The organism is Streptomyces venetus, assembly GCF_039540295.1.
In the GTDB taxonomy this organism is placed as follows: domain Bacteria; phylum Actinomycetota; class Actinomycetes; order Streptomycetales; family Streptomycetaceae; genus Streptomyces; species Streptomyces venetus.
On sequence record NZ_BAABET010000004.1, the window covers coordinates 156,535 to 170,139 of the forward strand.

Below are 13,605 nucleotides of genomic sequence, written 5' to 3' on the forward strand. Positions count from 1 at the left end.
GCGCCGCAGCTGCGGATCCGATCGTTCAGGTATGGGCGGGACGTCCGCCGGCGCCGGCGGTCTGCAGCCCGCCGAGCAGCCGTACGGCCTCATCGGCGACCGCTTCGTCCGCGACGACGTCGTACCGGCTGGGCTGCATCGAGCGGACCGAGGCGAAGTCCCGGCGGCCGCCCTGCAGGGCGTACAGCAGCAGGCCGAACAGCGCGCCCACGATCGCCCCGAAAATCAGCCCGTAGAGGGCGACGAGCAGTCCGGAGACGAGCGGGTCCACCCAGTCGGCCAAGCCGAAGAGCCAGCCGATCAGCGCACCGGGCAGGGCCCCGCTCGCCGCACCGTGCAGAGCGGCCCGGCCGTAGTTCATACGTCCGACGACCTGCTCGACGAGGCGGACGTCCTCGCCGATGATGGCCACCCTCTCCACGGGAAACCCCTGGTCCGAGAGGTGGTCGACGGCGCGTTCGGCTTCCTGGTACGTCTCGTACGTGGCAACAGGCCTGCGAGGCTGCTCGGTCATCGCCCATTCCTTCCTGCCGGTGTGCACGGCGGCGCCCGGCAAGCCCCAGATTCGCGAATCGAGCGGCTCTGCGCCTGCGCCCGGCAGGTCAAAGAACGACGGACCCCGTCCTCCCGCGAGCACGAGGCGAAAACTCCGAAGCCCTCGGGTGAGCCCCTCGCAGAGGGGTACACGAAGTCCGCCCACCTCCACGAGGGCTCCGGAAAGGGAGTGGTCCCATGGTCGGCCGCTGGGCACGGAGCATGCACCGAGGCCGCCCCGGCCAGGAGGGCAGCCCTCCACGGAGCCGTCCCGGGCGCTATCCGACACCCTCGTGGAGAGAGTTCCGCCCGGACCTTCCCAGCGCGCCCGACCCGGCCTCCCACGAACTGCTGGCGGTCTCCCGCGCCCTGTTCGACACCCTGGACGAAGGCGAGATCCTGCGCCTGGCCATGGACCACGTATCGGCCGTCGGCCCGTACAGAGCCGAGGCCGGGTACCTCAGGGTGCACGGCCAGCTGGTCCCCAGTCCGCAGGGCTGGCCGGACCATGCGTCAGCCGTCGACCGGACGGTGCGAGAGCTGACTGGGCGGGACGGCCCCGTGGCCGTTCCCGGCCGGTCACGGGGCCGGGCACTGGCCCTGAACGGTCCCGGTGGACTGCACGGCTACCTCGTGGTGACGTCCAGCTCCCGGCCCACCCCTGCTCAGCACTCCCTGCTCGCCGTGCTGGTACGCCTCACCGCCGCGGCCCTGTCGGTCGCCGTCGCGCACCGCCGCCGGCAGGAAGACGCACTGGAGCTGCACCGGCTGCGACGAGAACGAACAACCCTCCAGCAGCGGCTGATCTCCCTCGTGGTCAAGGCGGGACATCAGCGGGCCGTGCACGCCGTGCTGGCCGAGGTCGCGGCCGCGGGCGGCGGCGAGGAGGCCATCACCGGCGCACTGCACGAGCTCACCGGATTTCCGGTGCTGGTGGAGGACCGCTTCGGCCGACTGCGGTCCTGGACCGGTCCCGGCCGGCCCGACCCCTATCCGGAACCGGACCCCGCACGCCACGAGGAGATGCTCCAAGAGGTCGCCCGACGAGGCGGACCCGTGCGGATCAAGGACCGGCTCATCGCCGTGATACGCCCACGCGGTGAGGTCCTCGGAGTGCTGGCCCTGGTCGATTCCCTGGACGAAGCCGACGAGTACACCGTGTTCGCTCTGGAGCACGCCGCCACGTCACTCGCCCTGGAACTGTCGCATCTGCGCCAGCTGGCGGAGGTGGAACTGCGACTGCACCGCGAACTGGTCGACGACCTTCTGGGGGGCACGGACGAGGCGAGTGCCTACGCCCGGTCGGAGGCGTTCGGACACGACCTGCACCGCATCCAGTACGTGGTCGTCGTCCACTGGAGGAGCCGGGCCTCGGACGACGCCTTCGCGCGGACCGTGCGCCGGGCGGCTTCGGCCGTGGGCATGCCGTCGCTGGTGACTCGGCGTTCCGACCACGTGGTCCTGGTCGCCGAGGGCAGGCCAGACGACCACGCCTTGTACGAGACGCTCGTCCGGGAGACCGGCACACGGGACGGGACGATCGGGGTGAGCGCCCGCTGCGACACCCCGGACGGTATTCCCGGCCGCTACCAGGAAGCACTGCGTGCCCTGGAGGTACGCCGCCGGTCCCGAAGCCGGTACGGCACGACGTTCTTCGACGATCTGGGCCTCTACCGCATCCTGGGACCCGGGAACGACTACCAGGAGTTGGAGGGGTTCGTTCGGGAATGGCTCGGAGAGCTCGTCGACTACGACGGCCTGCACCGTGCGGCCCTCGTGGAGACTCTGTCCCGGTACTTCGACTGCGGCGGCAACTATGCCGAGACCGCCGAATCCCTCGCGATCCACCGCAGCACGCTTCGCTACCGGCTCCAGCGCATCCGCGAGATCAGCGGCCATGACCTCACGAACGTGGAGGACCGCCTCAACCTCCAGGTCGCGACCCGGGTGTGGAAGATCATGCTGGGCGGACCCGGTTGAGGCGCCCACGCACAAGGTTCGTCGGCACGTTGACTTTCGGTACCTCGTCACAACACCCCGTCAGCGTCGCACCCTCGGCATCCCCAGCCCGATCCACGAGATGATCTCCCGCTGGATCTCGTTGTTGCCGCCGCCGAAGGTGAAGATGACCGCCGAACGGTAGCCGCGCTCCAGTTCGCCGCGGAGAACCGCCCCCGCCGAGCCCTCCTTCAAGGCGCCCGGCGCGGCGACGATCTCCATGAGCCAGGCGTAGGCGTCGCGCCGGGCCTCGGAGCCGTACACCTTGACGGCCGAGGCGTCCTGCGGGGTGAGGGTGCCGTCCTGGACGGCACTGACCATCTGCCAGTTGAGCAGCTTGAGCGCGTCCAGCCGGGCGTGGGTGCGGGCCAGGAGGCGGCGCACCCAGGCCAGGTCGGCGACGCGGCGCCCGTCGGCGAGTTTGGTCTCCGTCGCCCAGCGCTGCACGTCGTGCAGGGCGCGGATCGCCATGGTGCCGTGGGCGGCCAGGGTCACACGTTCGTGGTTGAGCTGGTTGGTGATCAGCCGCCAGCCCTCGTTCTCGGCGCCGACGCGCCGGGAGACGGGCACGCGCACGTTCTCGTAGTAGCTGGCCGTGGTGTCGTGCGAGGCGAGGGTGTTGATCAGGGTGCAGGAGTAGCCGGGGTCGGAGGTCGGCACGAGCAGCATGGTGATGCCCCTGTGCGGGGGCGCGTCGGGATCAGTGCGGACCGCCAGCCAGACCCAGTCCGCCGTGTCGCCGTTGGTCGTCCAGATCTTCTGGCCGTTGACGACGTACCCGTCGCCCTCCCGTACCGCGCGGGTGCGCAGGGACGCCAGGTCGGTGCCGGCGCCGGGCTCGCTGTAGCCGATGGCGAAGTCGATCTCGCCGGAGAGGATCCTCGGCAGGAAGTACGCCTTCTGCTCGTCGGTGCCGTACCGCATGATCGTCGGGCCGACGGTGTTCAGCGCCATGAGCGGCAGCGGGACGCCGGCCTGGGCGGCCTCGTCGAAGAAGATGAACTGCTCCATGGCCGTCAGGCCGCGCCCGCCGTACTCCTCGGGCCAGCCCACGCCGAGCCAGCCGTCGGTGCCGAGCCGCCGGATGGTCTCGCGGTAGAACCGCTTCTGGGTGGCCGGGTCGCCGTGCCGGGCGTAGGCGTGGTCCGGGACGAGTTCGGCGAAGTAGGCGCGCAGTTCGGCGCGCAGCCGCTGCTGCTCGGGCGTGTATTCGAGGTGCACGGCGCCTCCAGGCTCCCCAAGGCCGGTCCTGTCGGCGCACACCGTAGAACGTGTTACAGAAATTGGGAATGGCGAGGCGCGAACGGGCCCGGCGTCCGGCCGTCCCCGCGGCGCGTCAGTTCAGTGTGGCGAGGAAGTCCGTGCACGCCCTGGCGCACGCACGGCACATCGCCGCCGAGTCCTCCGCCCCCGGCTGCCGGTCGAAGACGTGGGCGGCTTCCAGGCACACCGTCCGGCACCACTCCACCTGGACGCGGATGCTGGTCTCGTCCACCTGGTTCTGCTCGGACAGCACACGGCAGGTCGCGTCGCAGACCTCCGCGCACATGATGCCCTTACGCCGTACGAGTTCCTGGTTCTCGGTGCCGTCGGGATCCACGAGGCTCGCGCGCAGCGCGCACGCCCGGGCGCACTCTGTACACGCCTGCGCGCATGCGAAGCGGTCCTCCAGGAACCGGAACAGCTCCTGCTGGGATGTCGTCGAAGTCACACCGCGCGGGTAGCCCCGTCGATGCCCGTCAAACCACGGTGAGCGCGGGAGCTCAAGGACACCGTCCGCATGGTCGAGGTGAGCGGGTTCACGGTGAGGACCAGGGGTACCCGCGCGCCATGAACAGCGCATGGATGGAGATGGCCGCGGGCCGTGGCGCCCTCGGTATCGGGCTGGTCGTGGCGGGTGTGGTGGTCGTTGTCCTGCTGCTGGGGGCCTTCGTCCTCGGCATCCGCGGCAAACGCAGGGAGCTGCCCACGCCCCGGCCCGACGAGCAGCCGCGACTGCCCGACGGCGGCCCGGTCCGCGAGACGAGTGAGCGCCGGGAGCCCGAGGAGATGCCGAGAAGCCAGGACCGTCTGACGCCGCACGAACTGAAGAGGCACGGCAGCCGGACGAGCGCGTCCCAGGAGCGTCCCCGCTGGAGCGAGGGCAGCAGCGGCTCGTTCGGCGGTGGCGGCCCGGGCGGCCACTGACCTCGGCTGCTCGCGGCACCCCACTCCGTACCTCGCCTCGTACGCGATCACGCCGTACATGCCGTACACAGGGAAGTGAGAACCATGGCCGATCCCGCCCGCAACACCCTGCCGCTGCCGGACTACGACCATCTGCCGATCGGCGGCCTGGAGAGCCGGGTGCGCTCGCTGTCCGCGGACGAGGTCGAGGAGCTGCTGGCGTACGAGCGGTCCCACGCCGACCGGCTGCCGGTGACCGAGCTGCTGGGGTCCCGGCTGGAGCAGCTGCGTGAGGGCGCGGAACCCTCATCCGGCGATCCGGGCGCCCTGCGTCCCGAGACGGGCGAGGGCCACGGAGGCTCTCCGGTGTCTCCCGCCACGTCGCCGCAGCCGTTCAGCCCGCCGCCGCACGGCACACCTGACCAGCGGGGCAAGCCGAAGGGCGACCGCACGTAGCCGCCACAGCCGAACAACCGAAGAGCCGGAGGGAAGGGCCCGTGCACCGCACGGGCCCTTCTGTGTGCCCGGGCGGTGCACGGGGCCTTATGTGTGGCCGCGGCCCGGCCGCACCCGAACACGGTGAGCTGGATCACAGGACCCGAGTGCAGCGTGGAGCGGGGTCCAGCGTCTTTTTCAGGGGTGTAGGGAGCCCTGAGACGCGGGACGGTGAGGATGGAGCAGGTTCGGGCGGACGGCTTCGACGAGTTCGTGGCCGCCCGTTGGTCGGCGCTGCTCCATGTCGCGCGTCTGCTGACGGGGGGCGACCGGCAGCGTGCCGAGGACCTGGTGCAGGAAGCCCTGGTGAAGCTGTGGTTCGCCTGGCCGAAGGTCGCCGAGCAGGCTCCGGAGGCGTATGTGCGCACGGTCCTCGTGCGGATGGCGGCCCGCTCGGCGCGGCGGCGCTGGTGGGGTGAGCGCCCGGTGGAGCAGCTGCCCGACCGGGCCGATCCGGACGACGTGTCGTCCACCGTGGCGGAACGCCGGCGGCTGGAGGCCGCGTTGGCCCTGCTGTCGCCCAAGCAGCGGGTGGCGGTGGTGCTGCGCTACTACGAGGACCTGCCCGAGGCCCAGGTCGCCCAGGCGCTGGGCTGTCCGGTGGGCACCGCACGGTCCCACGCGTCACGCGGAGTCGCCCGGCTCCGTCAGATCCTGTCCGACGCCGTCAGGCCCGTGGGGTGAAAGGAGAAGCGATGGACGACTTCGAGCGGGACCTGTCGCGGCTGATGCGCGACACCCAGCAACACACTCCCTACGAGCCCGAGCACCGGCAGCGGTTGCACGCTGGCATCCGGACCCGCCGGCGGTCGCGGCTGTTGTGGAAGGCGGGCGGTTCCGCCGTGGCGGTGGCCGGGCTGAGCGTCGGGCTCGCGCTGCTGCCGAGCATGCTCACCCGGGCCCAGCCCGCCGATCACGACCGCCGGCCCCCGCCCGCGACCAGCCCGACGCCCCTGCACGAGGACGAGCCCACGACGAACCCCCCGTCTTCGAGCGGGAGTTCCACCCAGCCGGCGTCGTCCGCACCGGCGACCGCGACCGTCGGCAACACACCCACCGGTGCCACGGGGACGTCACCCGGCCCCACACCGACCAGCACGGTCCCCGAGCCCCCGGCCACGTCGGAGTTCCCCACACAGACCCCCTCCCCCTCCCTCACGACCGCCCTGCCGTCCCGCCTGGAGACGGAGGAGCCCTCCGCGTCGGCCGGCGCCGAGTAGCCGCCCGAGCGGCCCTTCCCGACAGGGGCGTTCCCGCCCCGCACCCCGTCACCGCACCACCCGTCAAGGGCGCCTTCGGCATGCCCGCAGACCGGCGCTCGCGTGCGCCCGCGCCAGAGAGAACGTGAAGCAGCCATGAGAACCGTACGGCGGTCGGCCCTGATCGACGGCCCCGACCGCCCTCTCCCCGAGCCGTCCGCGTTGCCGCGCCGGGCGCCCCTGCCCGCACACCACCCGGAACCGGTGCTCGACGTGGTCGTCCCGGTCCACAACGAGGAGAACGACCTGGAGCCGTGCGTCCGGCGCCTGCACGCGCACCTGGACGAGACCTTCCCGTACCCCTTCCGGATCACCATCGCCGACAACGCCAGCACCGACCGGACGCCGGGCATCGCCGCACTGCTGACCGCGGAGCTGCCCGGAACGGACTGGATCCGGCTGGCCGAGAAGGGGCGGGGCCGTGCGCTGCACACCGCCTGGTCGCGCTCGCGCGCGCCGGTGCTGGCGTATCTGGACGTGGACCTGTCCACCGACCTCGCGGCGCTGCTGCCGCTCGTCGCGCCGCTGATCTCGGGCCACTCGGACATCGCCATCGGCACCCGGCTCGCCCGTGGCTCACGCGTGGTGCGGGGGCCGAAGCGGGAGATCATCTCCCGCTGCTACAACGGGCTTCTGCGCTCCACGCTCGCGGTGGGCTTCTCCGACGCGCAGTGCGGGTTCAAGGCGGTCCGGCGGGACGTCGCCGAGCGGCTGCTGCCGCTGGTGGAGGACCGCGAGTGGTTCTTCGACACCGAGTTACTGGTCATCGCGGAGCGCGCCGGGCTGCGGATCCACGAGGTACCGGTGGACTGGGTGGACGATCCCGACAGCAGGGTGCACATCCTGGAAACGGCCCTGGCCGACCTGCGTGGCATGGCCAGACTCGGCCGGGCCCTGGCCCGCGGCCGGCTGCCACTGAGCGCACTGCGCCGCAGCGGCGGCGACCTCACCGGGGGGCTGCCGACCGGTCTGGCCCGGCAGATCGTGCGCTTCGCCGCCGTCGGTGCCGCCAGCACCCTGTGCTACCTGCTGCTCTACACCGCGCTCCGGCCCTCGGCAGGGGCGCAGGCCGCCAACGCGCTCGCCCTGCTCGCCAGCGCGCTCGCCAACACCGCCGCGAACCGGCGGCTCACCTTCGGGGTGCGGGGCCGCGGCGGCGCACTGCGGCAGCACCTCAAGGGCCTGGCCGCGTTCCTGCTCGGGCTGGTGCTGACCAGTGGTGCGCTGGCCGCCCTGCACCACATCGCCCCCGGGGCCGGACCCCGCGGCGAGCTCGTGACGCTCGTGGCGGCCAACCTGGCCGCGACACTGCTGCGCTTCCTCCTCTTCCGGGCCTGGGTGTTCCCGGACCGTTCCGATCGCCGTACGACAGGATCCTCATGAGTACCGTCGAGCTGCGTCGACCGCCGTCCGGTCTCCGTTCCCCCGAACCCCTCCGCAGCTCCGGGGAGTTCCACCGGCGGCTGCGCGGGGCCGCCGTGCGCTACGGGCCCGTGCTGCTGACGTACGGCGTGCTGAAACTGGCCGGCTTCGCCGTCTTCATGTACCTGCTGGACTCCACCGGCGACTTCCGCAAGAACAACCCCCGCTTCGGCGGCGGCAAGCACGCCTGGGACGTCCTGGCGAGCTGGGACGGCTGGTGGTACCAGCAGGTCGCCGCGCACGGGTACGACCCCGCGCTGAAACCGGTACCGGGCGCGACGGGCCTGATCACCGTCGAAGGCAACTCGGCGGCGTTCTTCCCGCTGTACCCGGCGCTGATGCGGCTGGTCTCGGAGTGCACCGGACTCGGTTTGTTCGGCGCCGGCCTGACGGTCTCGATCCTCGCCTCGTTCGTCGCGGCACTCGGCGTCTACGCCGTGACGAAGCGGCTGGGCGGCCACCGGGCGGGGCTGGTCGCGGCCGGGCTCTGGGCGGTGTGGCCCGGCTCGGGCACCGAGTGGTCGGGCTACTCGGAGTCCCTCTACACGGCACTCGCCGCGTGGTCCTGTCACGCCGTCATGTCCCGCCGCTGGCTCACCGCCGGACTGCTGACCTGCGCGGCCGGGCTCTGCCGGCCCACCGCCGCCGCCCTGGTGGCCGCGCTCGCCGTCGCCGCCGTGCTGTCCCTGCGCCGGCGTGAGGACGGGGTGCGCCGCCCGCTGGCGGCCGTGGCGATCGCGCCGCTCGGCCTGTTCGGCTATCTGGCCTGGGTCAACTACCGCATGGGCGACATCAACGGCTACTCCAAACTCCAGGACGGCGCCTGGGCCCACAAGTTCGACTGGGGTGCCCACACGTTCAAGGTGCTGACGTCCCTTCCGGTGGGCCACTTCGACTATCTCTTCGCGAGGGCCTTCGAGGACGTCATCGGTGTCTGCGTGGTGCTGACGGTGCCGGTGCTGACCGTGCTGCTGATACGCCTGAGACCGCCTGTCGTCCTGGTCGTCTACACGGTCCTGTCGTACCTCATGGTGATGTCCACCCAGCAGATCTTCGGCAACGTCTCGCGTTATCTGCTCCCGCTCTTCCCGCTGTTCGTCCCCCTCGCCCTCGCGCTGCGCCGACTGCGGTGGCCGTCCCTGGCCACGGTCCTCGGCACGGCCGCGCTGGCCTCCGGGTCGTACGCGGGGTACGTGCTGTTCGTCCTCGGAGTGCCGTAGACACCTCAAAAAAACCGGCGCCTGTGCCTGGTGAAGGCCTTCCGAAACACTCCCTTCACGCAGGAAGTATTTAGGGGTAACGACCGCTGCCTACCGTGCCTGCCTTGTCAGCCCCCACATACCCGCAGCAGCAAGGAGGCGTGGCATGAGTACCGAGCCACGACTGGCAGAGGTCACCGAGGCGGAACGGGCGCAGGAGGCGGCGGCACCGGGTGCCGACCAGGCCGTCAAGGAGACGCTGGAGGACTACACCCTGCGCTTCGCGCCGCGTAGTTACCGGCGGTGGACTCCGATGGTGGTGGCGACGACCGCCCTCGGCGGCATCGCCTACATGGCCGACTTCTCCATCGGCGCCGGCATCGGCCTGGCCCACGGCACCGGCAACGCGCTGCTCGCCATCGCCGTCGCCGCCGTCGTGATCTTCGTGACCGGTTTCCCGCTGGCCTACTACGGGGCCCGCTACAACATCGACCTGGACCTCATCACGCGCGGCTCCGGCTTCGGCTACTTCGGCTCGGTCCTCACCAGCGTCATCTTCGCCAGCTTCACCTTCATCTTCTTCGCCCTGGAGGGGTCGATCATGGCCCAGGGCCTGAAGCTGGGCCTCGGACTGCCGCTGTGGCTGGGTTACCTGGTCTCCACCCTGATGGTGATCCCGCTGGTCATCTACGGCATGACGGCGCTGAGCAAGCTCCAGGTGTGGACCACCCCGATCTGGCTGCTGCTGATGGTCGGCCCGCTGGTCTACCTGGTCGCCACCGACCCGGGCACGGTCGACCGTTTCCTCGCCTACGCCGGGACCGACGGGGACGGCGGCGTCAACACGGCCTCCGTGCTGCTGGGCGCCGGCGTGTGCCTGTCGCTGATCGCGCAGATCGGCGAGCAGATCGACTACCTGCGCTTCATGCCGCCCAAGACCGAGGCGAACAAGCGGAGTTGGTGGGCGGCCGTGGTGATGGCCGGCCCGGGCTGGGTGGTACTGGGCGCGCTGAAGCAGGCCATCGGCGTGTTCCTCGCGGTGTACATCATCGCCGAGGTGGGTCCCACGGCCGCGCCCGAGCCGATCCAGCAGTTCAAGCACGCCTTCGACGCGATGATGCCGTCCTGGATCGTCCTCCCGCTGGCCGTGGCCCTGGTCGTCATCAGCCAGATCAAGATCAACGTGACGAACGCGTACTCCGGCTCGCTCGCCTGGACCAACTCCTTCACCCGGGTCACGCGGCGCTACCCGGGCCGGATGGTCTTCGTCCTGGTCAACCTGGGCTTCGCGCTGGCCCTGATGGAGGCCGACATGTTCAGCTTCCTCAACAGCATCCTGGGCTTCTACTCGAACTGCGCGATCGCCTGGGTGGTCACCGTCGCCACCGACATCGGTATCAACAAGTACGTGCTGAAACTGTCCCCGCACGCCCCCGAGTTCCGCCGCGGCATGCTCTACGCGGTGAACCCGGTCGGGGTCGTCGCCTTCGTCGCCGCCTCCGGGCTGTCCATCGCCCTGTACTTCCACGCACTGGGCGACACGCTCCAGCCGTACTCCCCCGTCGCGGCCGCCGTGATCGCGTTCGTGCTCACTCCGCTGATGGCGGTGGTCACCAAGGGCAGGTACTACCTGCGCCGCACCGACGACGGCATCGCCGAGCCGACGCTCGACGAGGACGGCAACCCCAGTGCCGTGACCTACGAGTGCCATGTGTGCCGGCAGCGGTTCGAGCGGCCTGACGTGGCCGCCTGCCCGACGCACGACGCGGTCGTCTGCTCGCTCTGCCTCAGCACCGACAAGGTCGGCGACCACGTCCTGCCCGCGACCGCCTGACTCCTCGGGCGGGAGCGCACCGGGGCGCCGTACGGCACGTTCCAAGTCGGTCTCGGACGCGCTGCGCCGGACCGGACGAGGCGTAACTCCGGCCGCCGGGCGGCATACTGATCTTGCGGTGCGTGATGATCAGGCCGACGGTCGGAGAGGGGATGGCGGGACGTGACCACCGAAGGAACGGGCAGCGGACGGGAGACGCCCGACGAGCCGGACGGCGCTTCCCCGGTCCCGGACGAGGTGTGGCTGAAGTTCCTCACGGACAGCGAGTCCGCCATAAGCGCCTCCGCCCCGAAGGAACCCTCCGCGCGGGAGCGGGCGGCGGGACAGAGGCCCCAGCCGTCACACGCCGTCGGTGACCTGTGGCAGCCGGAGGAGTCGTGGGTCCGGGTGTCCTGGCGGGATCTGGACCGGCGTGCCAGGGCCCGGCGCGTGGGACGGGTCGTCGCCACCGCGGCGGCCGTCGCCCTGGCCCTGGGCGCCTGGTCCCAGCTGTCCACCGGGGCGGGCGCCGGCGACAGGCCGGGCACAGGCACCGTACGGCAGGTGGAAGGGGCGACCGCGAGGACGCCCGCGGCCACTCCCCTCCCGTCCGGAACGCCGTTCCAGCAGCCGTCCAGGTGACCGAGCCACTGGCCGCGCGCCTGACCGGCCGACTGCGCCGGAGGAACACCGCCGCCCCCGAAGAGGCGGCGTCCGTTCCGTCCGGCGCCCACGAGGCTGTCGAGGGCCGGGACACGGACGGCCGAACCTGGTCGTGTGACAGGGACGGTGCGGGCGTTCGCCCGGGGGGCTTTCGCGGGGTGGGTTCGCCTCGGTGGGCGGCGGCAGCCCGCGGGCCCTCAGCACGTCGTCCGGTTCACCCCGTCTTCCAGCCCCGCCGCGTGTCGAGCCGCTCCCACTCCGCGTCCCACTGCGCCATCCGTCGCCGGTCCAGGGACAGCCGGGTCAGCCAGACGGCCCCCAGCACCACACCGCCCGCGAAGACCCCGGCGAGCCCGCCACCCACGGCCGTGTGCAGCCACGCCTCGACTTCGCTCACCGGTGGAGCGGTGATGTCACCGCTCCTGTTCACCCACACGGGGGTCGTGCTCCCGGCGGGAGCCCGGGGCGGCACCCGCGCCTGCTCTCTGTGCGTCGAGCCGTCCGGCGCGGTCCATCGCACCTTGCCCCACACCCGGTAGTCGCTCGCCGCGCGGGCGGGGGACGGGCCGGGCGCGTCCTCGACGACGACCGCCGAGACCTGACGGCGCTCCGCCCGCTGCCGTTCGACGGCCGTCTCGACCGCACCCGCCGCCAGCAGCCCCGCGAGCGCTCCCCCCACCAGGGCCAGCAGCCAGCCGGCGAGCACGACCCACGCCTCGACGACGTCCACACGTCGTCTGAGCGCGTTGCGCCGCCACCGCCAGCCGCGCACGGTCACACGCTCTGAGGTTCTCATCGGCCGACACCCCCTCGTGAGCACCGGCGGTCCTCTTCCAGTGTGCGCCCGGCACCCCCGGCGGGCCTGTCAGCCGGGGAGCGGGGCGATCCGTACCCGGTCGCTCTCGCCGCCGGTCAGGAAGGACGCCAGCGCCCACCCCTCCTCGGCGACATCCGCCCGGTCGGTCCGGGAGAGCCGGCGCAGCGGGGTGACCAGGACGGTGTCCGCCTGGAGGGTCCAGGTCGCGGCGACACGCCCGTCGACCAGGACGACGCGGGCGCCCTGGACCGACAGCCCGCGATGGGCGTCGTCGATGATCCGGCTCCGGTCGTGGTAGCCGAGGACGGCGTTGTCGAAGGCGGGGAGGAAGCGCACCGGGGCGGGGCTGTCGGGGTCGGGGCGCGGAGCGTCGGGGAGGTCCAGGAGTTCCCGGCCCCGTTCGTCCCGGAAGGCGGCCAGTTCCTCGCGCAGCGCGGCGACCGCGGCGGGCAGTCCGGCCAGCCCGCACCAGGCGCGCAGGTCGGCCGAGGCGGCGGGTCCGAACGCCGCCAGGTAGCGCCGCAGCAGCGCCTGCCCCACGAGGTCGAAGCCGTCCGGTTCCGGCGGGTCGATCTCCCGCCCCAGCCAGGACGGGATCAGCGCGTAGCGCGCCCCCGCCGTCGTGCGCCACAGCCCACGTGGTGGCAGCTGTGCCGTCGGGAGCAGAGCGGCGACCAGCATCTCACCCAGGGGCCGTGGCCCCGCGGCCGGCCAGCGGCCGACGACGGCGCGAGCGAGTTCGCCCATCGAGCGGGGCTCCCCGTCGGCCATGATCTCCCGTCCCGCCGCGGCGAGTTCGCCGAGGTCCACTTCCGTGAGCTCGCGCCGGTAGGTCCCGAGCACCCGCTGACGCAGCATGCCCTCGTGACGCGCCCGCCAGGCCAGGGCGTCCGCGGCGGTGACGAGGTGGACGGTGCGGCGCATGAGGTGGGTCCGCACCACGCTCCGCCCGGTCAGCAGGTCCGACAGTCCGGCCGGCTCGAACGCCCGCAGCCTCGACCAGAGGCCCACGAACGGTTCCTGCGGTTCCTGCGCCTGGAGACCGCACAGGTGCCCGACCGCGTCCAGCACCGGCAGGCCGGCACGGTCGAGGAGCAACTGCCGTGCGAGAGCGGCACGGTTGAGCGCCCGGGCATCGAGAACGGTCATCGCGGCACCTCGGCCTTCGAGTCGTGTGCCGACCCGTGGTTCGAGAGGTCCGGGCGGCTTGCCCGATCACCGTCGCAGGGGTTGCGGTCA

Annotated in this window: 14 protein-coding genes; 9 read left to right on the top strand and 5 right to left on the bottom strand. The window is 71.9% G+C overall.

Features of this window, described 5'->3' with window-relative positions:
* Window positions 1-25: 25 nt before the first annotated feature.
* Window positions 26-514 carry a general stress protein gene (locus ABEA82_RS14490; protein WP_345661859.1) on the bottom strand — a complete coding sequence of 163 codons (489 nt, stop codon included), beginning with the start codon at window positions 512-514 and terminating at the stop codon, window positions 26-28.
* 218 nt (window positions 515-732) lie between these two features.
* Between ABEA82_RS14490 and ABEA82_RS14495 the strand changes: the two genes are divergently transcribed.
* Window positions 733-2,514, top strand: a complete 1,782-nt coding sequence (locus ABEA82_RS14495; RefSeq protein WP_345661860.1) for a PucR family transcriptional regulator — start codon at window positions 733-735, stop codon at window positions 2,512-2,514.
* 60 nt (window positions 2,515-2,574) lie between these two features.
* Here the strand turns inward: ABEA82_RS14495 and ABEA82_RS14500 are convergent, their stop codons facing one another.
* Both ABEA82_RS14500 and ABEA82_RS14505 read right to left on the bottom strand, forming a co-directional pair.
* Complete coding sequence (locus tag ABEA82_RS14500) at window positions 2,575-3,753, bottom strand: acyl-CoA dehydrogenase family protein (protein WP_345661861.1); 1,179 nt, start codon at window positions 3,751-3,753, stop codon at window positions 2,575-2,577.
* Window positions 3,754-3,868: 115 nt separating this feature from the next.
* On the bottom strand, window positions 3,869-4,243 hold the full coding sequence (locus tag ABEA82_RS14505) for a four-helix bundle copper-binding protein (protein ID WP_030251107.1): 375 nt from the start codon (window positions 4,241-4,243) through the stop codon (window positions 3,869-3,871).
* 119 nt (window positions 4,244-4,362) lie between these two features.
* On the opposite strand from ABEA82_RS14505, the gene ABEA82_RS14510 reads away from it, so the two are divergent.
* From ABEA82_RS14510 to ABEA82_RS14545, 8 genes are all read left to right on the top strand, one after another.
* Window positions 4,363-4,719: a DUF6479 family protein gene (locus ABEA82_RS14510; RefSeq protein ID WP_345661862.1), complete on the top strand. Its 357-nt coding sequence runs from the start codon at window positions 4,363-4,365 to the stop codon at window positions 4,717-4,719.
* An 84-nt stretch (window positions 4,720-4,803) separates the two neighbouring features.
* Window positions 4,804-5,154, top strand: coding sequence for a DUF8129 domain-containing protein (locus tag ABEA82_RS14515; RefSeq protein WP_345661863.1), 351 nt, complete (start codon window positions 4,804-4,806; stop codon window positions 5,152-5,154).
* Window positions 5,155-5,370: 216 nt separating this feature from the next.
* Window positions 5,371-5,877, top strand: coding sequence for a SigE family RNA polymerase sigma factor (locus ABEA82_RS14520; RefSeq protein WP_039931792.1), 507 nt, complete (start codon window positions 5,371-5,373; stop codon window positions 5,875-5,877).
* An 11-nt stretch (window positions 5,878-5,888) separates the two neighbouring features.
* Entirely contained in the window at window positions 5,889-6,413 is a 525-nt protein-coding gene (locus tag ABEA82_RS14525; protein WP_345661864.1) for a RodZ family helix-turn-helix domain-containing protein, read from the top strand.
* A gap of 135 nt (window positions 6,414-6,548) precedes the next feature.
* Window positions 6,549-7,835: a bifunctional glycosyltransferase family 2/GtrA family protein gene (locus ABEA82_RS14530; protein ID WP_345661865.1), complete on the top strand. Its 1,287-nt coding sequence runs from the start codon at window positions 6,549-6,551 to the stop codon at window positions 7,833-7,835.
* The gene (locus tag ABEA82_RS14535) at window positions 7,832-9,094 is read left to right on the top strand and encodes a glycosyltransferase family 39 protein (protein WP_345661866.1); all 1,263 of its coding nucleotides are present in this window, start codon (window positions 7,832-7,834) and stop codon (window positions 9,092-9,094) included. Before ABEA82_RS14530 ends, ABEA82_RS14535 begins: the two co-directional genes overlap by 4 nt.
* A gap of 145 nt (window positions 9,095-9,239) precedes the next feature.
* Window positions 9,240-10,907 (top strand): purine-cytosine permease family protein, encoded by a 1,668-nt coding sequence (locus ABEA82_RS14540; protein ID WP_345661867.1) that lies wholly within the window; start codon window positions 9,240-9,242, stop codon window positions 10,905-10,907.
* Between the two features lie 162 nt (window positions 10,908-11,069).
* The gene (locus tag ABEA82_RS14545) at window positions 11,070-11,528 is read left to right on the top strand and encodes a hypothetical protein (protein WP_345661868.1); all 459 of its coding nucleotides are present in this window, start codon (window positions 11,070-11,072) and stop codon (window positions 11,526-11,528) included.
* A 235-nt stretch (window positions 11,529-11,763) separates the two neighbouring features.
* Here the strand turns inward: ABEA82_RS14545 and ABEA82_RS14550 are convergent, their stop codons facing one another.
* Together ABEA82_RS14550 and ABEA82_RS14555 are read right to left on the bottom strand one after the other, a co-directional pair.
* Complete coding sequence (locus ABEA82_RS14550) at window positions 11,764-12,345, bottom strand: Rv1733c family protein (RefSeq protein WP_345661869.1); 582 nt, start codon at window positions 12,343-12,345, stop codon at window positions 11,764-11,766.
* Between the two features lie 69 nt (window positions 12,346-12,414).
* Window positions 12,415-13,515: a winged helix DNA-binding domain-containing protein gene (locus tag ABEA82_RS14555; protein WP_345661870.1), complete on the bottom strand. Its 1,101-nt coding sequence runs from the start codon at window positions 13,513-13,515 to the stop codon at window positions 12,415-12,417.
* Window positions 13,516-13,605 lie beyond the last annotated feature (90 nt).

Coding starts and splice junctions, on each gene's coding strand:
- ABEA82_RS14510 (WP_345661862.1), top strand. CDS start 4,363: ATGAACAGCGCATGGATGGAGATGGCCGCGGGCCGTGGCGCCCTCGGT.
- ABEA82_RS14535 (WP_345661866.1), top strand. CDS start 7,832: ATGAGTACCGTCGAGCTGCGTCGACCGCCGTCCGGTCTCCGTTCCCCC.
- ABEA82_RS14540 (WP_345661867.1), top strand. CDS start 9,240: ATGAGTACCGAGCCACGACTGGCAGAGGTCACCGAGGCGGAACGGGCG.
- ABEA82_RS14490 (WP_345661859.1), bottom strand. CDS start 514: ATGACCGAGCAGCCTCGCAGGCCTGTTGCCACGTACGAGACGTACCAG.
- ABEA82_RS14530 (WP_345661865.1), top strand. CDS start 6,549: ATGAGAACCGTACGGCGGTCGGCCCTGATCGACGGCCCCGACCGCCCT.
- ABEA82_RS14495 (WP_345661860.1), top strand. CDS start 733: ATGGTCGGCCGCTGGGCACGGAGCATGCACCGAGGCCGCCCCGGCCAG.
- ABEA82_RS14515 (WP_345661863.1), top strand. CDS start 4,804: ATGGCCGATCCCGCCCGCAACACCCTGCCGCTGCCGGACTACGACCAT.
- ABEA82_RS14525 (WP_345661864.1), top strand. CDS start 5,889: ATGGACGACTTCGAGCGGGACCTGTCGCGGCTGATGCGCGACACCCAG.
- ABEA82_RS14555 (WP_345661870.1), bottom strand. CDS start 13,515: ATGACCGTTCTCGATGCCCGGGCGCTCAACCGTGCCGCTCTCGCACGG.
- ABEA82_RS14520 (WP_039931792.1), top strand. CDS start 5,371: ATGGAGCAGGTTCGGGCGGACGGCTTCGACGAGTTCGTGGCCGCCCGT.
- ABEA82_RS14550 (WP_345661869.1), bottom strand. CDS start 12,345: ATGAGAACCTCAGAGCGTGTGACCGTGCGCGGCTGGCGGTGGCGGCGC.